This window comes from Pseudomonas sp. R32, from assembly GCF_009866705.1.
GTDB classification, from domain to species: Bacteria; Pseudomonadota; Gammaproteobacteria; order Pseudomonadales; family Pseudomonadaceae; genus Aquipseudomonas; species Aquipseudomonas donghuensis.
This window is the reverse complement of sequence record NZ_CP019396.1, coordinates 354,564-379,363: the sequence shown is the minus strand read 5'-3', so window position 1 is coordinate 379,363 and position 24,800 is coordinate 354,564. Positions and strand designations below refer to the sequence as shown.

Here is a 24,800-nt window from a genome sequence, read left to right as displayed (position 1 = left end):
ATGGCCTACCGACAGCTTAGAAGGGAAAAAGCCCATCCGGTTCCCGAGCGTCCCGGTTTTGTTGGCGTCAAAGCCCCGCCATTGGTCGACTGGTGAGTTCTGTGATTAATCTTTTGCCCAGAACGGACGACACAGGAAGGCGCTGCGACCGTTTGCCGCGCCCCATCCGTTGACCCCGCCTTGTGCAGACAGACCTCGCAATGACAAAAAACCTGAAGTTCAGCCACAAGATTCTGCTCGCCGCCGCCCTGGTGGTCGCTGTCGCCTTCACCTGTTTCATCCTGTTCAACGATTACCGCCAGCGCCAGACCCTGCGCAGCAATACCGAAGCCTCGATGCAGGAGCTCGGCAGCCTGACCAGCAGCAACATCCAGACCTGGCTGCAAAGCCGCATGCAACTTTTGCAATCACTGTCCCAGCAGGTCGCCATCGATGGTGCCAGCAAGGACAGCCTGACCCGCAGCCTGAGCCTGCCGGTGTACGGCAGCAACTTTCTGCTGACCTACTTCGGCGGCCAGGACGGCTACATGCAGTCGGTACCGCTGGGCAACCGCGCCGCCGACTACGACCCGCGAGTGCGCGGCTGGTACAAGGCTGCCACCGGCGCCGGCCAGACCATCGTCACCGAGCCGTACATTTCTGTTTCAGCGAACAAATTGGTGATTACCCTCGCCACCCCGGTACAGCATCAGGGCCGGCTGATCGGGGTCAACGGCGTCGACACCGACCTGGACAGCATCAGCGCGATCATCAACGCCCTGAACTTCGACGGCCACGGCCAGGCCTTCATCGTCAACGGCGCGGGCAAGATCCTCGTGCACCCGCAAGCCGACCTGGTCCTGAAAAACCTCAGCGACGCTTACCCGCAAGGCGCCCCGCAGGTCGGCAGCGGCCTGAAAGAAGCCGAACTGGACGGGCACAAGCAGTTCATCACCTTCACCAAGGTCAACGGCGTGCCTTCGGCTGACTGGTACGTGGCACTGGTGCTCGACCAGGATTTTGCCTTTGCCACGCTCAGCGAACTGCGCACCTCGGCGGTGGTCGCCACGGTGATCGCGGTGCTGATCATCATCGCCCTGCTTGGCGTGCTGATTCGCGTGCTGATGGAGCCACTGCACGTGATGGGCCGGGCCATGCATGACATCGCCGAAGGCGAAGGCGACCTGACCCGGCGCCTGCGCATCCATGGCCAGGACGAATTCGGCAGCCTCGGCCAGTCGTTCAACCGTTTTGTCGAACGCATCCATGAGTCGATCCGCGAAGTGGCCTCGGCCACCGGCCAGGTCAATGAAGTGGCCCTGCGCGTGGTCAGTGCCTCTAACGCCTCGATCCACAACGCCGACCAGCAGTCGAGCCGCACCAGCAGCGTCGCGGCGGCGATCAACCAGCTCGGTGCCGCCGCCCAGGAAATCGCCCAGAACGCCGCCCTCGCCTCGCAGCATTCCAGCGACACGCGCAATCTGGCCGAACAAGGCCAGCAGGTGGTCGAGCAGACCATCGAGGTAATGAACCAGCTGTCGGCGAAGATCAGCGACTCGTGTGGCAACATCGAGACGCTCAATGCCAACACGGTGAACATCGGTCAGATTCTTGAAGTGATCAGCGGCATTTCCCAGCAAACCAACCTGTTGGCGCTCAACGCCGCCATTGAAGCGGCCCGCGCCGGTGAAGCCGGACGTGGATTTGCCGTGGTGGCGGACGAGGTCCGCAACCTCGCCCACCGCACCCAGGATTCGGCGCAGCAGGTTCAGCGCATCATTGAAGAGCTGCAGGCCGGCGCCCAGGTGGCGGTCAGCACCATGACCGAAAGTCAGAGCCACAGCCAGCACAGCGTCGGCATCGCCAACCAGGCCGGTGAGCGGCTGGGCAGCGTGACCCAGCGCATCGGCGAGATCGACGGCATGAACCAGTCGGTGGCCACCGCCACCGAAGAGCAGACCGCCGTGGTCGAGTCGATCAATGTCGACATTACCGAGATCAATACGCTGAATCAGGAAGGGGTAGAGAACCTGCAGGCAACCTTGCGCGCCTGCAATGACCTGGAGAATCAGGCCAATCGCTTGAAGCAGCTGGTGGGGAGTTTCAGGATCTGATCTACAGCTAATCGCAGGTCAGGCCAGCTCCCACAGGCAATGCAAATCTCTGTGGGAGCTGGCTTGCCAGCGATAGATTCAGCTCAAAACCTCGAGCCTGGCTCCAGCAGAAAATCCATCTCTTCGTCGGTGCTCGGCCGGCCCAGCAGCAAATTGCGATGTGGGAAGCGGCCAAAGCGGGCGATCACCCGCTGGTGCTGCTCGGCGTAGTCGAGAAAACCTTCGAACAAACGCCGATCGGCATCCGGCTGGGCCTCGAGCAGCCACTGGTAACGCTCGACGCTGATGTTCTGCCAATCCAGTACCTCGGCATGCTCCAGCACCAGCAGGATGAACACCCGCTGGATCGGCAGCAGCTGGTAATCCCAGTTCTTCTGCAAGCCCTGCATCACCACCACCTGCGCTCGCCGGTCGCCATCGAAGGCCCGCGGCGTATCGCGGTGGATCATGCGCGGCAACTGGTCGAGCAGCAACACCAGCCCCAACCAGCCCTGAGGGCATTGCTGCCACTCATCCAGGCCACCGGCCAGGGCGTGCTCCATCAAATCGCCGAACAGCGCCTGCGCCTCAGCATCATGGTGCTTGCCGAACCACAGCGTGCTCTTCTCGTCAGCCACGGCCTGGGGGCTGGTGCCCCAGCCAAACCACCACTCCAGTAACGGCTGCCAAGGTGCGAGCATGATTTACTCCTTGTGATAACCGGTAACGCGCTCGACTTCCTGCTTGGAGCCGAGGAACACTGCCACGCGCTGGTGCAGGCTATCCGGCTGGATGTCGAGGATGCGCTGGTGACCGTCGGTGGAAGCACCGCCGGCCTGTTCGATGATGAAGGACATCGGGTTGGCTTCGTACATCAGGCGCAGCTTGCCCGGCTTGGACGGCTCGCGCGCATCGCGCGGGTACATGAACAGTCCGCCACGGGTGAGGATGCGGTGCACATCGGCAACCATCGAGGCGATCCAGCGCATGTTGTAGTTCTTTTTCAACGGACCGGTCTCACCGGCCAGCAGCTCGCCCACGTAACGGGTCACCGGCGCTTCCCAGTGGCGCTGGTTGGACATGTTGATGGCGAACTCGGCGGTGGTTTCCGGCACCTGGATGTTCTCGTGGGTCAGCACGAAGCTGCCCAGCTCGCGGTCCAGGGTGAAGCCCTTGACGCCGTTGCCCAGGGTCAGGATCAGCATGGTCTGCGGGCCGTAGATCGCGTAACCGGCGGCAACCTGCTTGGTACCCGGCTGCAGGAAGGCCTGCTCGTTGAGGCTTTCGTTCTGGCTCAGGTATTCGTTCGGGCAGCGCAGTACCGAGAAGATGGTACCGACCGAAACGTTGACGTCGATGTTCGACGAACCGTCCAGCGGGTCGAATACCAGCAGGTAGGCACCTTTCGGGTACTTGCCCGGGATCTGGTAGGCGTTGTCCATCTCTTCGGAGGCCATGCCGGCCAGGTGACCGCCCCACTCGTTGGCTTCGAGCAGGATGTCGTTGGAGATCACGTCCAGTTTCTTCTGGACTTCGCCCTGCACGTTTTCAGTGCCCATGCTGCCCAGAACACCACCCAGCGCGCCTTTGGAGACGTTGTGGCTGATTTCCTTGCACGCACGCGCCACCACTTCGATCAGGAAGCGCAGATCGGCAGGGGTACTGTTGCTGCGGGTCTGCTCAATCAAATAGCGACTCAGGGTAACGCGGGACATGTAAGGCTCCGAAGGAAGGGGGGGTAATAAAAACCCACGCAGTTTACAGGGAGAGTGAAGCGCTAGCGAGCAATCAGACACGCCTGGCCGATCAGACGGCACATCGGCCCGAGAGTTCACCACCCCCGGGCCGACCTTTGCAGCTTAGCCAAGCGCTCTCCAGATGTCAGTGGCGTACTCGCGGATGGTCCGGTCCGAGGAGAACCAGCCCATGCGCGCGGTGTTGAGCACCGCCATGCGCCACCACTGCCTGGGTTCGCGCCAGAGCGCTTCGACGCGCAATTGCGCGTCCCAGTAAGCGTCGAAATCGGCGCACACCAGGAAGCGGTCATAGGCCACCAGCGAGTCGACCAGACCGACATAGCGACCCGGGTCATCAGGTGAAAACACCCCGCCGCGAATGGCCTGAAGCACGTCGTTGAGCCGATGAGAGGCGCCGATCGCCGCACTGGCGCCAAAGTCGCCGCTGCGCTTGCGCGCCTCCACCTGCTGGGAGGTCAGGCCGAAGATGAACATGTTCTCAACGCCGACCTGCTCGCACATCTCGACATTGGCCCCGTCCAGGGTGCCGATGGTCAGCGCACCGTTAAGGCCGAACTTCATGTTGCTGGTGCCGGACGCCTCATACCCGGCGGTGGAAATCTGCTCGGAGAGATCGGCCGCCGGGATGATGCTCTCGGCCAGGCTGACGTTGTAGTTGGGCAAAAACACCACCTTGAGCAGGCCGCGCACGGTCGGGTCGTTGTTGACCACCTTGGCGATGTCGTTGGCCAGCTTGATGATCAGCTTGGCCTGGTGATAGCTGGCCGCCGCCTTGCCGGCGAATATCTTCACCCGTGGCGCCCAGCCGGTGCCAGGCTCGGCGCGGATGGCCTGGTACAGGGCCACCGTGTGCAGCAGGTTGAGCAACTGGCGCTTGTACTCATGGATCCGTTTGACCTGCACATCGAACATCGCCTCGGGATTGAGGGTGATGCCAAGGCGCTCCTGGATCAAGCTGGCCAGGGCCTTCTTGCTGTGCAGGCGCTGGGCGGCGAATTGCTTGCAGAACGACGCTTTGTCGGCGAAGGGATCAAGGTCGCGCAGACGCCCTTGCGGGTCATCGAGCACGTCGGCGCCCAGCGCCTCGACCAGCATGCCGGTCAGCTGCGGGTTGGTCTGGAACAGCCAGCGACGGAAGGTAATGCCGTTGGTCTTGTTGTTGATTCGCTCCGGGTAGAGCTTGTGCAGCTCGGCGAATACCGTGCTGCGCATCAGCTTGCTGTGCAGCGCCGACACGCCGTTGACGCTGTGCGAGCCAAGGAACGCCAGGTTGCCCATGCGCACCCGGCGACCGTTGTCTTCCTCGATCAGCGACACCGCGCGCAGCACGTCGAAATCGTGGATGCCCTTGGCGCGCAAGGCGTCGATATGAAAGGCGTTGATCAGGTAGATGATCTGCATGTGCCGCGGCAGCATGCGCTCCATCAGGCCCACCGGCCAGGTTTCCAGGGCTTCGGGCAGCAATGTGTGGTTGGTGTAGGCCAGGGTCTCGACGGTCAGCTGCCAGGCCGTGTCCCAAGGCACTTCGTGCTGGTCGACCAATAGGCGCATCAGCTCGGCGACGGCGATCGAAGGATGGGTGTCGTTGAGCTGGATCGCCGCCTGCTGCGGCAGGTTGAGCAGGCTGTCGTGCATGTTCAGGTGACGGCGCAGCAGGTCCTGCAGCGAGGCCGAGACGAAGAAATACTCCTGGCGCAGGCGCAGTTCCTGGCCGGCCTCGGTACTGTCGGCCGGGTACAGCACCCGCGAGATACTTTCAGCCCGCGCCACTTCGGCGACGGCGCCCAGATGGTCACCGGCATTGAAACGCTCCAGGTGCAGCTCTTCCAGCGCCCGCGCCCGCCACAAGCGCAGGGTGTTGACGCTGGCGCCGCGCCAGCCGACCACCGGCGTGTCGTAGGCCACCGCCCGCACGGTCTCGGCCGGCCACCATACCTGGCGCTGCTGGCCACCGGCGTCGTGCACGGTTTCGACGCTACCACCGAAGCTGATCGGGTAGATCACCTCGGCACGCTCGAATTCCCAGGGGTTGCCGAAGTCCAGCCAGTTCTCGGTCTGCTCCTGCTGCCAGCCATCGACCACCGCCTGGCGGAACAGGCCGTGCTCGTAACGAATGCCGTAACCGTGGGCGGCGATGCCGAGGGTCGACATGCTCTCCATGAAACAGGCCGCCAGGCGCCCCAGGCCACCGTTGCCCAGGGCCGCATCGGGTTCCAGCAGGCGGATGCGCTCAAGGTCGACGTTCAGCCCGTCCAGCGCCTCACGGGCGACATCCAGCAGGCCCAGGTTGCTCAAACTGTCGTACAGCAGGCGGCCGATGAGAAATTCCAGCGACAGGTAATACACCCGCTTCTGGCTTTTGCGGTAGATCTGCCGGGTGTGGTCCATCCAGTGATCGACCATGTGATCCCGGGCAGCCAGGGCAATGGCTTCGAACCAGTCGTGATCGAAGGCGTGCTCCGGGTCCTTGCCGACCGCGTAGGTCAATTTATCCAGCACAGCGGTGCGAAAAGCGGCCACCTCTGCGTCACGAGCGAGCGGTTCCTGAGACATGCGATGTCCTCGGGCAAGTTGACGAATGCGGATGGAGATTTCTCAGCCTAGACCGTTCGACACAGAGCGGAAGCGCAGGTTCGGGAGTTTCTGCGTAAAAACAGCGGCGATGGCGGGCGCAACCGGCAAATGGCTGTTCACATTTTGACCAACTCCGGTATGATCGCGCGCCCACCCGAACATCTAAAACCAGAACCTGATGAAACCGACCCTGATTGCCGCCGCCGAAGTCGACCGCCTGGAAACCTGGCAGAAGTACCAAAGCCATATGTGCGGAGGCTGCAACTCGACCTGCTGCACCTTGCCGACGGAAGTGAAAATCAAAGACCTGATCCGCATGGGCGTAGTGGATGAGTTCGAGGTGGGCGAGCCGCCGAAGAACATTGCCAAGCGTTTGCAGAAAGACGGGATCATCCAGCGCTTCAACCAGAAGTCGGGAATTTTCACCCTGGCGCAGATGAGCAACGACGACTGCCTGTACCTGGATCGTAAGAGCCGCCTGTGCACCATTTATGACACACGCCCGGACACCTGTCGCAACCATCCACGGATCGGCCCGCGGCCGGGTTATTGCGCGTACATTCCCAAGCCAGCGGCGCGCCGCTAAAAGCATCGCGGGTCAAGCCCGCTCCTACAGGATTGTGCATTGCCCTGTAGGAGCGGGTTTGACCCGCGATTGATTTTTCTCCAGGCAAACAAAAACGCCCCCGGCCTTGCGGCCGGGGGCGTTTTTTTATTTCAGCCGAGCTTAGTTAGCCTTGGCTTTCTTGGCAGCGCGGGTACGCTCGCCTTCGTCGAGGATCTTCTTGCGCAGACGGATCGACTTAGGCGTGACTTCGCACAGCTCGTCGTCCTGGATGAACTCCAGAGCCTGTTCCAGGGTGAAGCGAACAGGTGGAACCAGGGCGATGGTTTCGTCTTTACCCGAAGCACGCATGTTGTCGAGCTTCTTGCCCTTGGTAGGGTTGACGCCCAGGTCGTTGTCACGGCTGTTCAGACCAACGATCTGACCGTTGTAGATCTCCTGGCCATGCTCGACGAACAGCTTGCCGCGCGCCTGCAGGGTTTCCAGGGAGTAGGTCAGGGCCTTGCCGGTCTCGACCGAAACCAGTACGCCGTTCTGACGGCCGGACATGTGGCCGGACTTCATCGGAGCGTAACGGTCGAAGATCGAGGTCAGGATGCCTGCACCGTTGGTCAGGGTCAGGAACTGGTTACGGAAACCGATCAGACCACGGGCTGGAATGTTGTATTCCAGGCGTACACGGCCCTTGCCATCCGGAACCATGTTGGTCAGGTCGCCTTTACGCAGACCCATTTCTTCCATGACCTTGCCCTGGGAATCTTCAGGGATGTCGATGGTGACGTTCTCGAACGGCTCGTGCTTGGCACCGTCGACTTCACGGATGATCACTTCCGGACGACCAACACCCATTTCGAAGCCTTCGCGACGCATGGTTTCGATCAGAACCGACAGGTGCAGCTCACCACGGCCGGATACCTTGAACTTGTCAGCCGAGTCGCCTTCTTCAACGCGCAGTGCAACGTTGTACAGCAGCTCTTTGTCCAGACGTTCCTTGATGTTGCGGGAAGTCACGAACTTGCCTTCTTTACCGCAGAACGGCGAGTCGTTGACCTGGAAGGTCATCGAAACGGTTGGCTCGTCAACGGTCAGCGGCTTCATCGCTTCAACTGCGTCCGGGGAGCACAGGGTGTCGGAGATGAACAGCTCGTCGAAACCGCTGATGCAGACGATGTCGCCAGCCTGGGCTTCTTCGACGTCAACGCGGTGCAGACCGTGGTGACCCATCAGCTTGAGGATACGGCCGTTGCGCTTCTTGCCGTCGGTGTCGATAGCGACAACCGGGGTGTTCGGCTTGACGCGGCCACGGGCGATACGGCCAACGCCGATAACACCGAGGAAGCTGTTGTAGTCCAGTGCCGAGATCTGCATCTGGAACGGGCCGTCACGGTCAACAGCCGGCGCCGGTACGTTGTCGACGATCGACTGGTACAGCGGGGTCATGTCTTCGGCCATTTCGGTGTGGTCCAGACCGGCAATACCGTTCAGGGCCGAGGCGTAGACGACTTTGAAGTCCAGCTGTTCTTCGGTGGCACCGAGGTTGTCGAACAGGTCGAAGATCTGGTCCAGAACCCAGTCAGGACGCGCGCCTGGACGGTCGACCTTGTTGATCACCACGATTGGACGCAGGCCGGCTTCGAAAGCCTTCTTGGTCACGAAACGGGTTTGCGGCATAGGGCCGTCCTGGGCGTCGACCAGCAGCAGCACCGAGTCAACCATCGACATTACACGCTCAACCTCGCCACCGAAGTCGGCGTGGCCGGGGGTGTCGACGATGTTGATGTGGTAGCCGTTCCAGTTGATGGCGGTGTTTTTCGCCAGAATGGTAATACCGCGCTCTTTTTCCTGGTCGTTGGAGTCCATGACGCGCTCGTCGTTGAGCTCGTTACGCTCCAGGGTGCCGGACTGACGCAGGAGTTTGTCGACCAGGGTGGTTTTACCATGGTCAACGTGGGCGATGATGGCGATGTTACGCAGATTTTCGATCACGTGTGTATCTCGATCAGAGGATTCGGGTTGCCGCCCAGTCTAGGCGGCGAATATGAATGAATGGCGCTCAAACGGCCCGGTGGTCGGGAGGGCGATGGCGGATGCTCCCGCCATATAGCCCCGGCGTCTTATGTCGGACGATAAACGCGCACATTGGCATGTCCCTCACTGAGCAGATGATGGGCATGCAGGCGACTCATTACTCCCTTGTCGCAATACAGCAGGTACTGGCGCGTGGCATCCAGCTCCTTGAAGCGACTGTTCAGGGCGTAGAACGGCAAGGCCTTGACCTCGATGCCGTCCAGTTCCAGGGGCTGGTCTTCCTGGGCATCAGGGTGACGAATGTCGATCACCACCTGCCCGGCCAGCGCCTGGCTGACTTCTTCGATCTGGATATCTTCGCTGAGTTCATCGATCACGTGGTCGATGGAGATCAGCCGGGCGCGTTCCAGGGCGCGCTCAAGCACCGCCATGTCGAACTGCTTCTCTTCATGGTCGAGGCGATGACGCTTGGCGCAGGTGGTCGGGTTCACCGAGATCACGCCGCAGTATTCAGGCATGTGCTTGGCGAACTCGGCGGTGCCGATCTGCTGGGCCTGGTCGATGATGTCCTGCTTGTGGCTGGCGAGCAAGGGGCGCAACACCAGTTTCTCGGTGGCCGAATCGATCACCGCGAGGTTCGGCAAGGTCTGGCTCGACACCTGGGAGATGGCTTCACCGGTCACCAGGGCGTCGATTTCCAGACGGTCGGCGATGTTGGTCGCCGCGCGCAGCATCATGCGCTTGAGGGTCACGCCCATGTAGCTGTTGTCGACCTTGCCGAGGATCTCGCCGACCACTTCTTCGAACGGCACGCTGACGAACAGCACGCGCTGGCTGCTGCCGTACTTCTTCCACAGGTAGTGGGCGACTTCCATCACCCCCAACTCGTGGGCACGGCCGCCGAGGTTGAAGAAGCAGAAGTGGGTCATCAGGCCACGGCGCATCATCTGGTAGGCGGCGACGGTGGAGTCGAAGCCACCGGACATCAGCACCAGGGTCTGCTCCAGCGCGCCCAACGGATAACCGCCGATGCCTTTGTGCTGGTTGTGAATGACGTACAGGCGCTTGTCGCGCACCTCGATGCGCACCTCGACTTCCGGCGTACGCAGGTCGATACCGGCGGCGCCGCACTGCTGGCGCAGCTGGCTGCCGACATAACGGTCGACGTCCATCGAGCTGAAATCGTGGTGGCCGCCGCGCTTGCAGCGTACGGCAAAGCGCTTGCCGGCCAGCAGGTGACCGAAGTGCTGCTTGCACTTGGCGACGATGTCGTCGAAATCACCCAGCGGGTATTCGTCGACCTGCAGGAAGTGGGCGATGCCCGGCATGCAGGTCAGACGCTCGGTCATTTCGCGCAGGACTTTCTCGTCCTCGATGTGAGTGATCACTTCGAGGTTATCCCAGACACCGTTAACCGCGAGCGCAGGATCGAGGTCCTTGAGCACGGTGCGGATGTTGCGGGCCAGTTGACGGATGAAGCGCTTGCGAACCGGCCGGCTCTTGATGGTGATCTCTGGGAAGACTTTTACGATTAGTTTCATGAAAAACAGCGCGCGAGGTGCCGACTAAAAAAGTGGGGCGCGGATTATAGCGGAAATTGCTCAAGCTTTGAGCAACTTTTGTACAGAAGGTTTTCTGTGCGCCAAAATGGTGCGCCATGCTCGATTAGCGCATCTTTAAAGTGCAGAAAAAAGCCGTGAATTTGCGAAATCGGTCGAAAACGCTTGGGTTTGGGGCAAAAATCCCAACTCGGGGCACTGGCATGCAATTTGCTCCCTTGTGAGGCAGGTTGCCTTGGCCGACTATTCGCGCCCGGCATCACCCAAATTAAAGGGCTGCACAGGCAAGCTCTACCCCACCCGGAGGACACTATGTCGAAGTCGGTTCAACTCATCAAAGATCATGACGTTAAATGGATTGATCTGCGCTTCACTGACACCAAAGGCACTCAGCACCACGTGACCATGCCAGCTCGTGATGCGCTGGATGAAGATTTCTTCGAAGCCGGCAAGATGTTCGACGGTTCCTCCATCGCTGGCTGGAAAGGCATCGAAGCTTCCGACATGATCCTGATGCCGGACGACGCCTCCGCCGTGCTCGACCCGTTCACCGAAGAGCCGACCCTGATCCTGGTCTGCGACATCATCGAACCGTCGACCATGCAAGGCTATGACCGCGACCCACGCGCCATCGCCCGCCGCGCCGAAGAGTACCTGAAGACTACCGGTATCGGTGACACCGTGTTCGTCGGCCCAGAGCCTGAGTTCTTCATCTTCGACGAAGTGAAGTTCAAGTCCGACATTTCCGGCTCGATGTTCAAGATCTACTCCGAGCAAGGCTCGTGGATGTCCGACCAGGACGTCGAAGGCGGCAACAAGGGCCACCGTCCAGGCGTCAAAGGCGGCTACTTCCCAGTACCTCCGTTCGACCACGACCACGAAATCCGTACTGCCATGTGCAACGCCATGGAAGAAATGGGCCTGGTCATCGAAGTACACCACCACGAAGTGGCAACTGCCGGCCAGAACGAAATCGGCGTGCAGTTCAACACCCTGGTGAAGAAGGCTGACGAAGTTCAGACCCTCAAGTACTGCGTACACAACGTTGCCGACGCCTACGGCCGCACCGCGACCTTCATGCCGAAGCCGCTGTACGGCGACAACGGCTCGGGCATGCACGTGCACATGTCCATCTCCAAAGATGGCAAGAACACCTTCTCCGGCGAAGGCTATGCCGGCCTGTCCGACACCGCCCTGTACTTCATCGGCGGTATCATCAAGCACGGTAAGGCCCTGAACGGCTTCACCAACCCGGCCACCAACTCCTACAAGCGTCTGGTGCCAGGCTTCGAAGCACCGGTCATGCTGGCCTACTCGGCCCGCAACCGTTCGGCCTCGATCCGTATCCCGTACGTTTCCAGCCCGAAAGCCCGCCGTATCGAAGCGCGCTTCCCGGATCCGGCTGCCAACCCGTACCTGTGCTTCGCGGCACTGATGATGGCCGGTCTGGACGGTATCCAGAACAAGATCCACCCAGGCGATGCCGCCGACAAGAACCTGTACGACCTGCCGCCTGAAGAGGCGAAAGAGATCCCGCAGGTCTGCGGCAGCCTGAAAGAAGCCCTGGAAGAGCTGGACAAGGGCCGTGCGTTCCTGACCAAGGGCGGCGTGTTCTCCGACGACTTCATCGATGCCTACATCGCGCTGAAAAGCGAAGAAGAAATCAAGGTCCGCACCTTCGTACACCCACTGGAATACGAGCTGTACTACAGCTGCTAAGCCAGTGACGCTCGCGCAAGCGGCGTAGCTTGAAAAAAGGCCTCCTTCGGGAGGCCTTTTTCATACACATTCTTCAGACGCTCCCGATAGGTCAACCCCCTGACCTCGACCATGCTGGCTCAGCAAACCACGCCCGAGCCCATCATGATCCGCACCCTTATCACTCTCCCCCTGTTCGCCTTGCTGACAGGCTGCAGCACCCCGCCAGCACAGGTCGAATCACAGGTGCTGCTGCGCACCAGCAACGCCTGGGATGGCAGCCAGTACCCAAACTACCCCGACGGCCCGCCGGAACTGACCCTGGTGAAGATCCGCATCCCGCCTGAAACAACGCTCGACTGGCACAGCCATCCAATGCCCAACGCCGGCTACCTGCTCGCAGGTGAATTGCTGGTAGAAACCCGCGACAGCGGCAAGCAGGTGCGCATCAAGGCCGCAGACGCCTTGGCCGAGATAGTCGATGGCGTGCATCGTGGGCGCACAGGCACACAAGCGGCCGAGTTGATCGTTTTTTATGCAGGCAGCTCCGGCGTGCCGCTCTCCCGCCCCGCGATATCATCCAAACCGCTGACGTCACTGCTCGACAGCATCGACCAACGACTGCACATCGCCCAAGCCGTTGCCCTGAACAAATGGGACTCGGGCCAGCCTGTAGAAGCGCCCGAGCGTGAGCAGCAGGTCATCGCCAATGCCCGGAGCCAGGCCCTGCGCTTTGGTGTGGACGAGCACCGGGCAGCCGTGTTCTTCGCCGACCAGATCGAAGCCAACAAGCTGCTCCAGTACCGCGCACTGTCGCGCTGGCATGCCGCAGGCAGCGCACCACAAACGCCACGAGTCGATCTGGGCAGCCAATTGCGCCCGCAACTGGATCGCCTGCAACGCACACTGCTGAGCCAACTGGCAGAGTTTGATCGCAACCGCCCGGCGCAATGCCAGGCAACCCTCGCCCAGGCCATCGGTCAACTGGGCAAAGATCCGCAGCAGTCCCTGGCCCTGATCCGCGCCACCACGCATTTATGCTCGTCGCAGTAAACCTTCCACTATGCTCTATATTGGTGCATGCAATTGCCTGCACCTGAGCAACTCAGCCCATTTTGGTTCATGAAAAGTGCTAACTCAGGACTTTTTAGCCATTTTTCGCGCAAATACAGGTCTTAATCCGGAAATTCCGCTTCTTTTCGGAGCCTTGGTTTGCTTTTTGCATTTTCTTTGTACCAGCGGATTACCAGCGACCGCGACTTGGGCCCAGGCCGAGGTTGTATGAGCCAAAAGAGGTCAACGACGCCCCATGACCATCAGCGATGCACTGCACCGACTGCTACTGGACAACCTGACCACCGCCACCATCCTGCTCGACGCCGACCTGCGTCTTGAGTACATGAACCCGGCGGCGGAAATGCTCCTGGCCATCAGTGGCCAGCGCAGCCATGGGCAATTCATCAGCGAACTGTTCACCGAATCGCCCGAAGCGCTGAATTCTCTGCGCCAGGCGGTGGAACACGCACACCCCTTCACCAAGCGTGAAGCCCAACTGACCTCGCTGACCGGCCAGACCCAGACCGTCGACTACGCGGTGACCCCGATCCTCAGCAAGGGCGCGACCCTGCTGCTGCTTGAAGTGCACCCGCGCGACCGCTTGCTGCGCATCACCAAGGAAGAGGCCCAGCTGTCCAAGCAGGAAACCACCAAGATGCTGGTGCGCGGCCTGGCTCACGAAATCAAGAACCCCCTCGGCGGTATCCGCGGCGCCGCCCAGCTGCTGGCCCGCGAACTGCCCGAAGATGGCCTGAAGGATTACACCAATGTGATCATTGAAGAGGCCGATCGCCTGCGCAACCTGGTCGACCGCATGCTCGGCTCGAACAAGCTGCCATCGCTGGCCCTGACCAACATCCATGAGGTGCTGGAGCGGGTCTGCAGCCTGGTCGAAGCCGAAAGCCAGGGCGGTATCACCCTGGTGCGCGACTACGACCCGAGCCTGCCGGACGTGCTGATCGACCGCGAGCAGATGATCCAGGCGGTGCTCAACATCGTGCGCAACGCCATGCAGGCCATCAGCGGCCAGAACGAGCTGCGCCTGGGCCGCATCAGCCTGCGCAGCCGGGCCATGCGCCAGTTCACCATCGGCCACACCCGTCATCGCCTGGTGGCCAGGATCGAGATCATCGACAACGGCCCCGGCATTCCTGCCGAACTGCAGGAAACCATCTTCTACCCCATGGTCAGCGGTCGCCCGGACGGTACCGGGCTGGGCCTGGCCATTACCCAGAACATCATCAGCCAGCACCAGGGCCTGATCGAGTGTGACAGCCACCCTGGCCACACCACCTTCTCGATCTTCCTGCCGCTGGAACAAGGAGCCACCGCCTCATGAGCCGAAGTGAAACTGTCTGGATCGTCGACGATGATCGTTCCATCCGCTGGGTGCTGGAAAAAGCCCTGCAACAGGAAGGCATGACCACCCAGAGCTTCGACAGCGCCGACGGGGTCATGAGCCGCCTGGCCCGGCAGCAGCCGGACGTAATCATTTCCGACATCCGCATGCCCGGCGCCAGCGGCCTGGACTTGCTCGCGCAGATTCGCGAGCAGCACCCGCGCCTGCCGGTGATCATCATGACCGCCCATTCCGACCTGGACAGCGCGGTGGCGTCCTATCAGGGCGGTGCCTTTGAGTACCTGCCCAAGCCGTTCGACGTCGACGAGGCGGTATCGCTGGTCAAGCGCGCCAACCAGCACGCCCAGGAGCAACAGGGCCTGGACGTGGCACCGAGCCTGACCCGCACCCCGGAGATCATCGGCGAAGCGCCGGCGATGCAGGAGGTGTTCCGCGCCATTGGCCGCCTGAGCCATTCCAATATCACCGTGCTGATCAATGGCGAGTCCGGCACCGGTAAAGAGCTGGTCGCCCACGCCTTGCACCGCCACAGCCCGCGGGCGGCATCGCCGTTCATCGCCTTGAACATGGCGGCGATTCCCAAGGACCTGATGGAGTCGGAGCTGTTCGGCCACGAGAAAGGCGCCTTCACCGGCGCCGCCAACCTGCGCCGCGGCCGCTTCGAGCAGGCCGATGGCGGCACCCTGTTCCTCGACGAGATCGGCGACATGCCGGCCGACACCCAGACCCGCCTGCTGCGGGTGCTGGCCGATGGCGAGTTCTACCGGGTGGGCGGGCATGTGCCGGTCAAGGTCGATGTGCGAATCATTGCCGCCACCCACCAGAACCTGGAAACCCTGGTGCTAGCCGGCAAGTTTCGTGAAGACCTGTTTCACCGTCTGAACGTGATCCGCATCCACATCCCGCGCCTGGCCGATCGTCGCGAGGATATCCCGACCCTGGCCAGGCACTTCCTCGGCCGCGCCGCCCAGGAGCTGGCGGTGGAGCCCAAGTTGCTCAAGGCCGAGACCGAGGAGTTCATCCGCAACCTGCCGTGGCCGGGCAACGTGCGTCAGCTGGAGAACACCTGCCGCTGGATCACGGTGATGGCCTCGGGGCGTGAAGTGCATATCGGCGACCTGCCGCCGGAGCTGCTCAACCTGCCGCAAGACACAGCGCCGGTAACCAACTGGGAACAAGCCTTGCGCCAGTGGGCCGACCAGGCCCTGGCCCGTGGCCAGTCAAGCCTGCTCGACAGCGCCGTGCCGAGCTTCGAGCGGATCATGATCGAGACTGCGCTCAAGCACACCGCTGGCCGCCGCCGCGATGCCGCGGTGCTGCTGGGCTGGGGCCGCAACACCCTGACGCGCAAGATCAAGGAGTTGGGGATGAAGGTCGATGGCGGCGATGAGGACGGTGACGACGAGGCCTGACCTGTGGGAGCTGGCTTGCCAGCGATCGAGCGCGAAGCGGTCGCATCCGGTCTGTAGAGAATGCACAGACTGCATTGACCTCATCGCTGGCAAGCCAGCTCCCACAAGATTGCAATTTGCCCCATTGATGCACCGACGCCGCTATCGGTGCACCGCCTGAAGGCACAAATCCCCGGCAAAACCCTGCCTACCCCCTCAAAACCCACCATTTTGCGCACTGCAACAAAACTGGCACACACCCTGCACTAGTATCAGTACTTCCAGTTTTGGGGACCTTGGTACAGGCAGGCCGGGGAATCCCCTCTTTTATTCGCGCAGCTTCACCTGCACCCGCCAGCGTCCGCCCTCCTCTGCACCGGCCCATTCGCCGTGCAGGGGGCGGGCCGCGACCAGGGTCACGAGCAAGCCAGCATCACTGCTCTGCACCCGCCAGCTCACAGGCTTACCCTGCAACTGCAACTGACCACGCGCAGCCTTGCCCTCGGCCTCGAACAGCAGGGCCAGGGTGCCTTCGACCTCTTCGCCGTGCAGTTTGGGTTCCTCGTTGAACCACAGGTTCAAGCCCGCCTCGACCACCTCGACCTGCTCCAGCACGCGTGGCTCGGGCGCGGTCAGGCGACCGATCATCAGCCCCACCAGCATGCCGAACAGCGCCAGGGAAAACAGCACGCGCGGCCAGAGCTGCGAACGCGGGTCCGGTTCAGGAGTAGAATGCTCGCCATCTTTATGTTCGGAGCCGTGCATGTTTCACGTCATCCTCTTTCAACCAGAGATTCCGCCGAATACCGGCAACATCATCAGACTGTGCGCCAACAGCGGCTGCCACCTGCACCTGATCGAGCCGATCGGCTTCGAGCTGGACGACAAGCGCTTGCGCCGGGCCGGTCTGGACTACCATGAGTATGCCACGCTCAAGCGCCATGCAGACCTGCCCAGCTGCCTGGAAAGCCTAGGCCAGCCGCGGCTGTTCGCGTTCACCACGAAAGCATCGCACCCTTACCACGAAACCACTTTCCAGCCGGGTGACGCCTTCCTGTTCGGCCCGGAAAGCCGTGGCCTTCCCGCCGAGGTACTGGACAGCCTGCCCGCCGAGCAGCGCCTGCGCCTGCCGATGCGTCCGGGCTGCCGCAGCCTGAACCTGTCCAACACGGTGGCGGTGACGGTGTACGAGGCGTGGCGCCAGCAAGGTTTTGCCTGAGAGATCCTTTCGCGGGTCAAGCCCGTTCCTACAGTGTTCGCGATAACCCCCAAGAAAAAAGCGCCCCGAGGGGCGCTTTTTGCTTCATCGCAACAGGCTTATTGCAGCGAAGGGGCTTCGCCAGCTTCCTGCATGCGTTGCATTTCCTGAGCGTACAGTGCGTCGAAGTTGACCGGCGAGAGCATCAGTGCCGGGAACGAACCACGGGTCACCAGGCTGTCCAGCGCTTCACGGGCGTACGGGAACAGGATGTTCGGGCAGAAGGCGCCCAGGGTGTGGCTCATCGACGCCGGGTCGAGGTTCTTGATCAGGAAGATACCGGCTTGTTGCACTTCAGCGATGAAGGCCACTTCTTCGCCGTTCTTCACGGTCACCGACAAGGTCAGCACAACCTCGTGGAAGTCGCCTTCCAGGCCTTTTTGCTTGGTGTTCAGGTCCAGGGCGACGCTCGGCTCCCACTGCTGACGGAAGATCGCCGGGCTTTTTGGCGCTTCGAACGACAGGTCGCGCACGTAGATGCGCTGCAGGGAGAACTGCGGAGTGTTGTCGTCGGCTGCGGCTGCGGCGTCGTTGTTCTGTTGATCAGTCATGACAGATCCTTCTTTCCAGAGTCTTTAATGGGTTTCTGATTCAGGCCTTGAGCAGCGCGTCGAGCTTGCCGGCGCGCTCCAGGGCATACAGGTCGTCGCAACCGCCGACGTGGGTGGCGCCGATCCAGATCTGCGGCACCGAGGTACGCCCGGCCTTCTGGCTCATTTCGGCGCGCACCTGAGGCTTGCCATCGACCTTGATCTCTTCGAAGGCCACGCCTTTGCTGGCGAGCAGATGCTTGGCCCGCGAGCAGTAAGGGCAGTAATCGCTGGAGTAGACGATGACGTTGCTCATGTCACTTCACCAGCGGCAGGTTATCGGCCTTCCAGCTCGACACGCCGCCCGACAGCTTGGCAGCAGTGAAGCCGGCCTTGAGCAGCTCGCGCGCGGTGGTGCCGGCGTGCTGGCCCATGGCGTCGACGATGATCAGGGTCTTGTTGGCCTTGTGCTTTTCCAGCTCGCCGATGCGCGCGGCGACCTTGTCCTGGGGAATGTTCACGGCACCAACGATGTGGCCGGCGGCGTAGTCCTTGCTCGAACGGATGTCGATCACCAGGCCTTTGTCGGCGTTGACCAGTGCAGTCAGCTCGCCAGTGCTCAGGCTGCGGCCGCCCTTGCGTGCTTCGGTGACGATCAGCAGAACCAGCAGAACGACGAAGATACCGACCAGCAGGTAGTGATTTGTTGCGAATTCAATCAGGTGAGCAACCATCGGAGGGTGTTTCCAGGCCATTAAAAATGTTGGCCAGTATACACAGCCCCCAAGGTCGGCCAAAGCCCGCCGGGCAGGGTTATCGCCAGTAATTCTCATTGCCGCGCTACAGCCCGTCGGCCAGCGCCAGCGGGGCTGCAAGGTTAATTCGTCATTCGTGGCAAATTTGCCCTAAAATGCGTGTCTTTATCATCTGAACAACCGTGAGTGTGGGATTGATGACGAGCACGCCAAAACCCTTGGTCCTGATCATCCTGGATGGTTTCGGCCACAGCGAAAGCCACGAATACAACGCCATCTACTCGGCCAACACGCCGGTCTACGATCGCCTGCGCGCTACCCTGCCGCATGGCTTGATCTCCGGTTCCGGCATGGATGTCGGCCTGCCGGACGGGCAAATGGGTAATTCCGAGGTCGGCCACATGAACCTCGGCGCCGGCCGCGTGGTGTACCAGGACTTCACCCGGGTGACCAAGGCAATCAAAGACGGCGAGTTCTTCGACAACCCGGTGTTGTGCGGTGCGGTCGACAAGGCTGTCGGCGCCGGCAAGGCCGTGCATATCCTTGGCCTGCTTTCCGATGGCGGCGTGCACAGCCACCAGGACCACCTGGTGGCCATGGCCGAGCTTGCCGCCCAGCGCGGTGCCGAAAAAATCTACCTGCACGCCTTCCTCGACGGCCGCGACACGCCGCCCAAAAGCGCACAATCGTCGATCGAGCTGCTCGACGCCACCTTCGCCAAACTCGGCAAGGGCCGCATCGCCAGCCTGATCGGCCGCTACTACGCCATGGACCGCGACAACCGCTGGGACCGCGTATCGGCCGCCTATAACCTGATCGTCGACAGCAACGCCGAATTCAGCGCCGACAGCGCCCTGGCCGGCCTCGAAGCGGCCTACGCCCGCGACGAAAGCGACGAATTCGTCAAAGCCACGCGCATTGGCGAAGCGGTCAAGGTCGAAGACGGCGACGCGGTGGTCTTCATGAACTTTCGCGCCGACCGCGCCCGCGAGCTGTCGCGAGTGTTCGTCGAGCCTGAATTCAACGAATTCCCACGCGCGCGCCTGCCCAAGCTTGCCGCCTACATCGGTCTGACCCAGTACTCGGCAAAAATCCCGGCCCCGGCCGCATTCGCCCCGGGCAGCCTGGACAACGTGCTCGGCGAATACCTGGCGAAAAACGGCAAGACCCAGCTGCGCATCGCCGAAACCGAGAAATACGCCCACGTCACCTTCTTCTTCTCCGGTGGCCGTGAAGAGCCCTTCGAAGGCGAAGAACGCATCCTCATCCCGTCGCCGAAGGTCGCCACCTATGACCTGCAGCCGGAAATGAGCGCGCCGGAGGTCACCGATCGCATCGTCGAAGCCATCGAGCAGCAGCGTTACGACGTGATCGTGGTCAACTACGCCAACGGCGACATGGTCGGCCACAGCGGCGTGTTCGAGGCTGCGGTCAAGGCCGTCGAAGCCCTGGACCTGTGCGTCGGGCGCATCGTCGAGGCGCTGGACAAGGTCGGCGGCGAAGCGCTGATCACCGCCGACCACGGCAACGTCGAGCAAATGGAAGACGAATGCACCGGCCAGGCGCACACCGCGCACACCACCGAGCCGGTACCGTTCATCTATGTTGGCAAGCGCAAAGTGCAGGTCCGCGAAGGCGGCGTGCTGGCCGACGTGGCGCCCACCATGCTCAAGCTGTTGGGCCTGGAAAAACCGGCGGAAATGACCGGCTCGTCGATTCTGATCGACGGCTAAAGCCGCTGAAGACAAGCTACAAGCCGCAAGAAAGAGCCCATTCACCCGTTTTTCTTGCCGCTTGTAGCTTGCCGCTTGCCGCTAAAGCCGTTTTTTTTGCAAGCCATGGCGGGCATACTAGGCCAGTCTCTATGCCTGGTGCCGCCCACCCCATGTTTCGCGCCCTGATCGTACTCGCCCTGACTTGCCTGCTCAGCCCGGCCTTCGCCGATGAGCGCGCGCAAACCCAGCAACAACTGGACGCCACGCGCCAGGACATTGCCGAGCTGAAAAAGATGCTTGGCAAGTTGCAGGAAGAAAAATCCGGCGTGCAGAAAGACCTGCGCTCGACCGAAACCGACATCGGCAAGCTGGAAAAGCAGGTGGAGGCCCTGCAACTCGAACTAAAAAAGACCGAAGGCGAACTGGAGCGCCTTGATACCGAGAAAAAAAAACTCCAGAGCGCCCGCATTGAACAGCAACGACTGATCGCCATCCAGGCCCGTTCGGCCTACCAGAATGGCCGCGAGGAATACCTGAAACTGCTGCTCAACCAGCAGAACCCGGAAAAATTCGCCCGCACCCTGACCTATTACGATTACCTGAGCCAGGCGCGCCTGAGCCAGTTGCGCAATTTCAACGAGACCCTGCGCCAGTTGGCCAACGTCGAAAAGGACATCAGCCTGCAGCAGGCCCAGTTGCTGGCCCAACAAGGCACCCTCGACAGCCAGCGCCAGGAGCTGGAGAAAGTCCGCGCCGAGCGTAAAGAGGTGCTGGCCAAGCTCAACAATGACGTCAAGGCCCGCGACCAGAAGCTGCAGGCCCGCGAGCAGGACCAGGCCGACCTGACCAAGGTGCTCAAAACCATCGAGGAAACCCTCGCCCGTCAGGCCCGCGAAGCCGAAGAAGCGCAGCAGAAGGCCCTGCTCGCTGCCCAGGAGGCGGAAAAGCAACGCCAGCGTGAAGCCCTGGCCGCCAACAGCAGCGAGGCGCCGAAGAAGCCCAAGGCGATCCCTGGCCCACTGGTTTCCAGCAGCGGCGAAACCTTCGGTGGTGCTTTTTCTGCCGCACAGGGAAAACTTCCATGGCCGGTCAATGGTCGATTGCTGGCCCGCTTTGGCGAAACCCGTGGTGATGACTCGCGGGCCAAGTGGGACGGCGTGATGATCAGTGCCTCCCCTGGCAGCCAGGTGCGCGCCGTGCATGGCGGCCGGGTGGTATTTGCCGACTGGTTGCGCGGCGCTGGACTTCTGGTCATTCTCGACCATGGTAATGGTTACCTGAGCCTGTACGGCCATAACCAGAGCCTGCTCAAGAGCGCCGGCGACGTGGTCAAGGCCGGTGAGGCCATCTCCACCGTCGGCAACAGTGGCGGCCAAGACAGCTCAGGGCTGTATTTTGCCATCCGCCAGCAGGGCCGCCCCAGCGACCCCGCACAATGGTGCCGTGCCCAGGGATAGGCAACACCCCCCCTTTTTGACGGCGTAGCGCAACTTCGGGCTGCGCCGATGCTCTACGGAGCGCTACCAGGATCAGGAGTTCGTTCGACATGCTGCAATCGCCTCGCCTCACCTCGCTGGCCCTGACCATCGCCATGGTCCTCGGCGCGCCCCTGGCCCGTGCGGCCGAGCCGGCCAAGCCCGCCGCGATTCCAGCGACGACCGTCTCGGCATCGTCGTCCAAGGCACCGTTGCCACTGGAAGAACTGCGCACCTTCGCCGAGGTCATGGACCGCATCAAGGCCGCCTATGTCGAACCGGTAGACGACAAGACCCTGCTGGAAAACGCCATCAAGGGCATGCTCAGCAACCTCGATCCGCACTCGGCCTACCTCGGCCCGGAAGATTTCCTCGAGCTGCAAGAGAGCACCAGCGGTGAGTTCGGCGGCCTGGGCATCGAAGTGGGCATGGAAGACGGCTTCATCAAGGTGGTCTCGCCGATTGACGAGACCCCGGCCTCGCGCGCCGGTATCGAAGCCGGCGACCTGATCGTCAAGATCAACGGCCAGCCGACCCGCGGCCAGACCATGACCGAAGCGGTCGACAAGATGCGCGGCAAGGTCGGCGAGAAAATCACCCTGACCCTGGTGCGCGACGGCGGCAACCCGTTCGATGTAACCCTTGCCCGCGCGGTCATCCAGGTCAAGAGCGTCAAGAGCCAGATGCTCGAAGACGGTTACGGCTACATCCGCATCACCCAGTTCCAGGTCAAGACCGGCGAAGAAGTCGGCAAGGCCCTGGCCAAGCTGCGCAAGGACAACGGCAAGAAGATGCGCGGCCTGGTCTTGGACCTGCGCAACAACCCCGGTGGCGTCCTGCAATCGGCCGTGGAAGTGGCCGACCACTTCCTCACCAAGGGCCTGATCGTCTACACCAAGGGCCGTATCGCCAACTCCGAGCTGCGCTTCTCCGCCGACCCGGCCGATGCCAGCGAAGGCGTGCCATTGGTGGTGCTGATCAACGGCGGCAGTGCCTCGGCGTCGGAAATTGTCGCCGGCGCCCTGCAAGACCAGAAGCGTGGCGTGCTGATGGGCACCGACAGCTTCGGCAAAGGCTCGGTGCAAACCGTGCTGCCGCTGAACAACGACCGCGCACTTAAGATCACCACGGCGCTGTACTTCACCCCCAACGGCCGTTCGATCCAGGCCCAGGGCATTGTCCCGGACATCGAGGTGCGCCGCGCCAAGATTACCGCCGAGCAGGACGGTGAAAACTTCAAGGAAGCCGACCTGCAGGGCCACCTGGGCAACGGCAACGGCGGCGCCGACCGTCCGTCGGGCAAGGGCGGCGGCGCCAAGCCTCGCCCACAGGATGATGACTACCAGCTCAGCCAGGCCCTGAGCCTGCTCAAGGGCCTGAGCATCACCCAGGGTAAATAAGGCCAGCTGATGCGTTACCTGCTGTTGGCCCTGGTGTACCTGATGAGCGGCGCTGCCCTGGCGGCGCCGGCTCAAACGGGCAAGGCGTACCTGACACTGATCATCGACGACCTGGGGCAGAACCCTGCGCGCGACTCACGCGCCCTGGCCCTGCCCGGCCCGGTGACCCTGGCGATCATGCCCGATACCCCGCATGCCACAGCGTTTGCCCGCCAGGCCCATCACGCCGGCAAGACGGTGATCCTGCACATGCCCATGGACCCGGCCACCGGCCCCTACGCCTGGCACCCCGGTACACCCTTGCCGGAGCTTGAGCGGCGGTTGAACGCGGCGCTCGACAAAGTGCCCTACGCCGTCGGGATCAACAACCACATGGGCAGCCGCATGACCGCGGAGCCTGCGGCCATGGCCTGGTTGATGGGTGAATTGCAGCGCCGCGACCTGTTCTTCGTCGACAGCCGCACCAGCGCCGCCACGGTGGCCGCCAAGTCGGCACAAAGCATCGGCCTGGCCAGCGTGTCGCGGGATGTGTTCCTCGATGACCTGCGCACCACTGACGCCATTGCCGGCCAGCTGCAACAGGGTATTGCCCTGGCGCGCAAGCAAGGCACGGCGGTACTGATCGGCCATCCTTATCCACAGACGCTGGAAGTGCTCGAACGCGAACTGCCCAAGCTCAAGGCCCAGGGCGTCGAGTGGATAGAAATTCAGCAGATGATCACCGAGCGCAGCAATCGCGCGATGTCCGGCCACGGGCGCGACGGCATCTACAAGTAGCGGGCGAAGGTTGCCTCGACAAAGCCGTCGCTGCGCATCTGCTCCAGCGCTTGCTGCAGCTTGTTCACTACCTCGTCCGGCACTTCACGGTTAAGCGCCAGGTACAGCTCGGCACCGTGAAAACGCAGCACCGTCTTAAGCTTGCTCACCCCCACCTGGCGCGCCAGGTAGCGCCCGGCCGGGTCGCCGCTGGCCCACAGGTCGATTTCGCCGTTCACCAGCTTTTTCGCGTTGTCGCGGTCGCGCAGCACCAACACCGGGTTCAGGCCTTGCTTGGCCAGGTATTCGGCAATCGCATCCCCTTTATAAGCCCCGATACGATAACGCTTGGCTTGCTGCAGGCTGCTCAAGGCAATCGGGCTGCCCTCGGGGGCCAGCAAAATCCAGTCATCCGGCCCCAGCGGCCCGACCCACTTGAACAGCTTTTCCCGCTCGGGCTGACGGGCCATGACGAAGACGCCGTAGCCGGGGGTTTGCAGGGCCTGCTCGTAGATGCGCTGCCACGGGAAGCGCAGGGTCATGCTGTAGGGCACCCCGGCGCGCTTGAACATCTCGCGTACCAGGTCGGCGGCAATGCCATTGATGCCATCGTCGCGGGCGAAGCTCTTGCCGCTGATGGCCATGTTGTAGGGCGGGAAGTTTTCGGTGAGCAGCACCACAGGCTCGCTCGCCTGGGCAAGGTGGGTGAACGACAGGCAGCTGCACAGCAACAGGACAAGACGCTTGAACATGGTGGCACCGGGCTCCTTGGCAACGCCAAGAGTGCCGGGGCCTAGTGCGCCTGTCCAGTCTGCACCGGTATCACAACAAAAAGGGCCCTGTTCCTGCGA

The 24,800-nt window shown here is 62.0% G+C and carries 21 protein-coding genes and 1 pseudogene; 12 read left to right on the top strand and 10 right to left on the bottom strand.

Going from position 1 to position 24,800, the window contains the following annotated elements; genetic code table 11:
- Positions 1-200 precede the first annotated feature (200 nt).
- Both PspR32_RS26545 and PspR32_RS26540 read left to right on the top strand, forming a co-directional pair.
- Positions 201-1,238 (top strand): annotated as a pseudogene (locus PspR32_RS26545) (HAMP domain-containing protein); the annotation flags it as partial.
- Between the two features lie 24 nt (positions 1,239-1,262).
- On the top strand, positions 1,263-2,093 hold the full coding sequence (locus PspR32_RS26540; protein ID WP_442967028.1) for a methyl-accepting chemotaxis protein: 831 nt from the start codon (positions 1,263-1,265) through the stop codon (positions 2,091-2,093).
- Positions 2,094-2,176: 83 nt separating this feature from the next.
- On the opposite strand, the gene PspR32_RS01665 is transcribed toward PspR32_RS26540, so the two are convergent.
- The 3 genes from PspR32_RS01665 to PspR32_RS01655 form a co-directional block, all read right to left on the bottom strand.
- A complete protein-coding gene (locus PspR32_RS01665; protein WP_010222304.1) occupies positions 2,177-2,773 on the bottom strand; it encodes a DUF924 family protein in 597 nt (198 codons plus the stop codon).
- A gap of 3 nt (positions 2,774-2,776) precedes the next feature.
- A complete protein-coding gene (locus PspR32_RS01660) occupies positions 2,777-3,787 on the bottom strand; it encodes a class 1 fructose-bisphosphatase (protein ID WP_010222303.1) in 1,011 nt (336 codons plus the stop codon).
- Between the two features lie 144 nt (positions 3,788-3,931).
- Positions 3,932-6,382 (bottom strand): glycogen/starch/alpha-glucan phosphorylase, encoded by a 2,451-nt coding sequence (locus PspR32_RS01655; protein ID WP_010222302.1) that lies wholly within the window; start codon positions 6,380-6,382, stop codon positions 3,932-3,934.
- A gap of 199 nt (positions 6,383-6,581) precedes the next feature.
- Between PspR32_RS01655 and PspR32_RS01650 the strand changes: the two genes are divergently transcribed.
- Positions 6,582-6,989: a YkgJ family cysteine cluster protein gene (locus tag PspR32_RS01650; RefSeq protein ID WP_036995432.1), complete on the top strand. Its 408-nt coding sequence runs from the start codon at positions 6,582-6,584 to the stop codon at positions 6,987-6,989.
- Positions 6,990-7,130: 141 nt separating this feature from the next.
- Here the strand turns inward: PspR32_RS01650 and typA are convergent, their stop codons facing one another.
- Entirely contained in the window at positions 7,131-8,954 is a 1,824-nt protein-coding gene (gene typA, locus PspR32_RS01645) for a translational GTPase TypA (RefSeq protein WP_010222300.1), read from the bottom strand.
- Between the two features lie 128 nt (positions 8,955-9,082).
- On the bottom strand, positions 9,083-10,537 hold the full coding sequence (gene thiI, locus PspR32_RS01640) for a tRNA uracil 4-sulfurtransferase ThiI (RefSeq protein ID WP_010222299.1): 1,455 nt from the start codon (positions 10,535-10,537) through the stop codon (positions 9,083-9,085).
- A gap of 330 nt (positions 10,538-10,867) precedes the next feature.
- Between thiI and glnA the strand changes: the two genes are divergently transcribed.
- From glnA to ntrC, 4 genes are all read left to right on the top strand, one after another.
- Positions 10,868-12,274: a glutamate--ammonia ligase gene (gene glnA, locus PspR32_RS01635; RefSeq protein WP_010222298.1), complete on the top strand. Its 1,407-nt coding sequence runs from the start codon at positions 10,868-10,870 to the stop codon at positions 12,272-12,274.
- A 144-nt stretch (positions 12,275-12,418) separates the two neighbouring features.
- Positions 12,419-13,306: a chorismate mutase gene (locus PspR32_RS01630; protein ID WP_081492783.1), complete on the top strand. Its 888-nt coding sequence runs from the start codon at positions 12,419-12,421 to the stop codon at positions 13,304-13,306.
- A 256-nt stretch (positions 13,307-13,562) separates the two neighbouring features.
- Positions 13,563-14,648, top strand: a complete 1,086-nt coding sequence (gene glnL, locus PspR32_RS01625) for a nitrogen regulation protein NR(II) (protein ID WP_010222296.1) — start codon at positions 13,563-13,565, stop codon at positions 14,646-14,648.
- A complete protein-coding gene (ntrC, locus tag PspR32_RS01620; RefSeq protein ID WP_010222294.1) occupies positions 14,645-16,081 on the top strand; it encodes a nitrogen regulation protein NR(I) in 1,437 nt (478 codons plus the stop codon). The genes glnL and ntrC overlap by 4 nt, the downstream gene beginning before the upstream one ends.
- A gap of 306 nt (positions 16,082-16,387) precedes the next feature.
- Here the strand turns inward: ntrC and PspR32_RS01615 are convergent, their stop codons facing one another.
- Complete coding sequence (locus PspR32_RS01615; RefSeq protein ID WP_010222292.1) at positions 16,388-16,825, bottom strand: hypothetical protein; 438 nt, start codon at positions 16,823-16,825, stop codon at positions 16,388-16,390.
- On the opposite strand from PspR32_RS01615, the gene PspR32_RS01610 reads away from it, so the two are divergent.
- Positions 16,824-17,279, top strand: coding sequence for a tRNA (cytidine(34)-2'-O)-methyltransferase (locus PspR32_RS01610; RefSeq protein WP_159388011.1), 456 nt, complete (start codon positions 16,824-16,826; stop codon positions 17,277-17,279). The genes PspR32_RS01615 and PspR32_RS01610 overlap by 2 nt on opposite strands.
- A 98-nt stretch (positions 17,280-17,377) precedes the next feature.
- On the opposite strand, the gene secB is transcribed toward PspR32_RS01610, so the two are convergent.
- Genes secB through PspR32_RS01595 form a run of 3 tightly spaced genes read right to left on the bottom strand, consistent with a single transcriptional unit; the run spans position 17,378 to position 18,582 of the window.
- Positions 17,378-17,869, bottom strand: a complete 492-nt coding sequence (gene secB / locus PspR32_RS01605) for a protein-export chaperone SecB (protein ID WP_010222288.1) — start codon at positions 17,867-17,869, stop codon at positions 17,378-17,380.
- A 40-nt stretch (positions 17,870-17,909) separates the two neighbouring features.
- On the bottom strand, positions 17,910-18,164 hold the full coding sequence (gene grxC / locus PspR32_RS01600) for a glutaredoxin 3 (protein WP_010222287.1): 255 nt from the start codon (positions 18,162-18,164) through the stop codon (positions 17,910-17,912).
- A 1-nt stretch (position 18,165) separates the two neighbouring features.
- Positions 18,166-18,582, bottom strand: coding sequence for a rhodanese-like domain-containing protein (locus PspR32_RS01595; RefSeq protein WP_010222286.1), 417 nt, complete (start codon positions 18,580-18,582; stop codon positions 18,166-18,168).
- A 218-nt stretch (positions 18,583-18,800) separates the two neighbouring features.
- On the opposite strand from PspR32_RS01595, the gene gpmI reads away from it, so the two are divergent.
- The 4 genes from gpmI (at position 18,801) to PspR32_RS01575 (ending at position 23,970) form a co-directional block, all read left to right on the top strand.
- On the top strand, positions 18,801-20,336 hold the full coding sequence (gpmI, locus tag PspR32_RS01590; RefSeq protein ID WP_010222285.1) for a 2,3-bisphosphoglycerate-independent phosphoglycerate mutase: 1,536 nt from the start codon (positions 18,801-18,803) through the stop codon (positions 20,334-20,336).
- Between the two features lie 152 nt (positions 20,337-20,488).
- Positions 20,489-21,775: a murein hydrolase activator EnvC family protein gene (locus PspR32_RS01585; protein WP_232531791.1), complete on the top strand. Its 1,287-nt coding sequence runs from the start codon at positions 20,489-20,491 to the stop codon at positions 21,773-21,775.
- An 89-nt stretch (positions 21,776-21,864) separates the two neighbouring features.
- Positions 21,865-23,193: a S41 family peptidase gene (locus tag PspR32_RS01580; protein ID WP_010222282.1), complete on the top strand. Its 1,329-nt coding sequence runs from the start codon at positions 21,865-21,867 to the stop codon at positions 23,191-23,193.
- 9 nt (positions 23,194-23,202) lie between these two features.
- Positions 23,203-23,970 (top strand): divergent polysaccharide deacetylase family protein, encoded by a 768-nt coding sequence (locus tag PspR32_RS01575; RefSeq protein WP_159388009.1) that lies wholly within the window; start codon positions 23,203-23,205, stop codon positions 23,968-23,970.
- Here PspR32_RS01575 and PspR32_RS01570 read toward each other — a convergent pair.
- Positions 23,961-24,701 (bottom strand): substrate-binding periplasmic protein, encoded by a 741-nt coding sequence (locus PspR32_RS01570; RefSeq protein WP_036995425.1) that lies wholly within the window; start codon positions 24,699-24,701, stop codon positions 23,961-23,963. The two genes, PspR32_RS01575 and PspR32_RS01570, sit on opposite strands and share 10 nt — an antisense overlap.
- Positions 24,702-24,800 lie beyond the last annotated feature (99 nt).

Excerpts from the sequence above, each read along its gene's own strand:
- PspR32_RS01665 (WP_010222304.1), bottom strand. The coding sequence starts at position 2,773 with ATGCTCGCACCTTGGCAGCCGTTACTGGAGTGGTGGTTTGGCTGGGGC.
- PspR32_RS01660 (WP_010222303.1), bottom strand. The coding sequence starts at position 3,787 with ATGTCCCGCGTTACCCTGAGTCGCTATTTGATTGAGCAGACCCGCAGC.
- PspR32_RS01655 (WP_010222302.1), bottom strand. The coding sequence starts at position 6,382 with ATGTCTCAGGAACCGCTCGCTCGTGACGCAGAGGTGGCCGCTTTTCGC.
- PspR32_RS01650 (WP_036995432.1), top strand. The coding sequence starts at position 6,582 with ATGAAACCGACCCTGATTGCCGCCGCCGAAGTCGACCGCCTGGAAACC.
- thiI (WP_010222299.1), bottom strand. The coding sequence starts at position 10,537 with ATGAAACTAATCGTAAAAGTCTTCCCAGAGATCACCATCAAGAGCCGG.
- glnA (WP_010222298.1), top strand. The coding sequence starts at position 10,868 with ATGTCGAAGTCGGTTCAACTCATCAAAGATCATGACGTTAAATGGATT.
- PspR32_RS01630 (WP_081492783.1), top strand. The coding sequence starts at position 12,419 with ATGATCCGCACCCTTATCACTCTCCCCCTGTTCGCCTTGCTGACAGGC.
- glnL (WP_010222296.1), top strand. The coding sequence starts at position 13,563 with ATGACCATCAGCGATGCACTGCACCGACTGCTACTGGACAACCTGACC.
- ntrC (WP_010222294.1), top strand. The coding sequence starts at position 14,645 with ATGAGCCGAAGTGAAACTGTCTGGATCGTCGACGATGATCGTTCCATC.
- PspR32_RS01610 (WP_159388011.1), top strand. The coding sequence starts at position 16,824 with ATGTTTCACGTCATCCTCTTTCAACCAGAGATTCCGCCGAATACCGGC.
- PspR32_RS01615 (WP_010222292.1), bottom strand. The coding sequence starts at position 16,825 with ATGCACGGCTCCGAACATAAAGATGGCGAGCATTCTACTCCTGAACCG.
- secB (WP_010222288.1), bottom strand. The coding sequence starts at position 17,869 with ATGACTGATCAACAGAACAACGACGCCGCAGCCGCAGCCGACGACAAC.
- grxC (WP_010222287.1), bottom strand. The coding sequence starts at position 18,164 with ATGAGCAACGTCATCGTCTACTCCAGCGATTACTGCCCTTACTGCTCG.
- PspR32_RS01595 (WP_010222286.1), bottom strand. The coding sequence starts at position 18,582 with ATGGTTGCTCACCTGATTGAATTCGCAACAAATCACTACCTGCTGGTC.
- gpmI (WP_010222285.1), top strand. The coding sequence starts at position 18,801 with ATGACGAGCACGCCAAAACCCTTGGTCCTGATCATCCTGGATGGTTTC.
- PspR32_RS01585 (WP_232531791.1), top strand. The coding sequence starts at position 20,489 with ATGTTTCGCGCCCTGATCGTACTCGCCCTGACTTGCCTGCTCAGCCCG.
- PspR32_RS01580 (WP_010222282.1), top strand. The coding sequence starts at position 21,865 with ATGCTGCAATCGCCTCGCCTCACCTCGCTGGCCCTGACCATCGCCATG.
- PspR32_RS01575 (WP_159388009.1), top strand. The coding sequence starts at position 23,203 with ATGCGTTACCTGCTGTTGGCCCTGGTGTACCTGATGAGCGGCGCTGCC.
- PspR32_RS01570 (WP_036995425.1), bottom strand. The coding sequence starts at position 24,701 with ATGTTCAAGCGTCTTGTCCTGTTGCTGTGCAGCTGCCTGTCGTTCACC.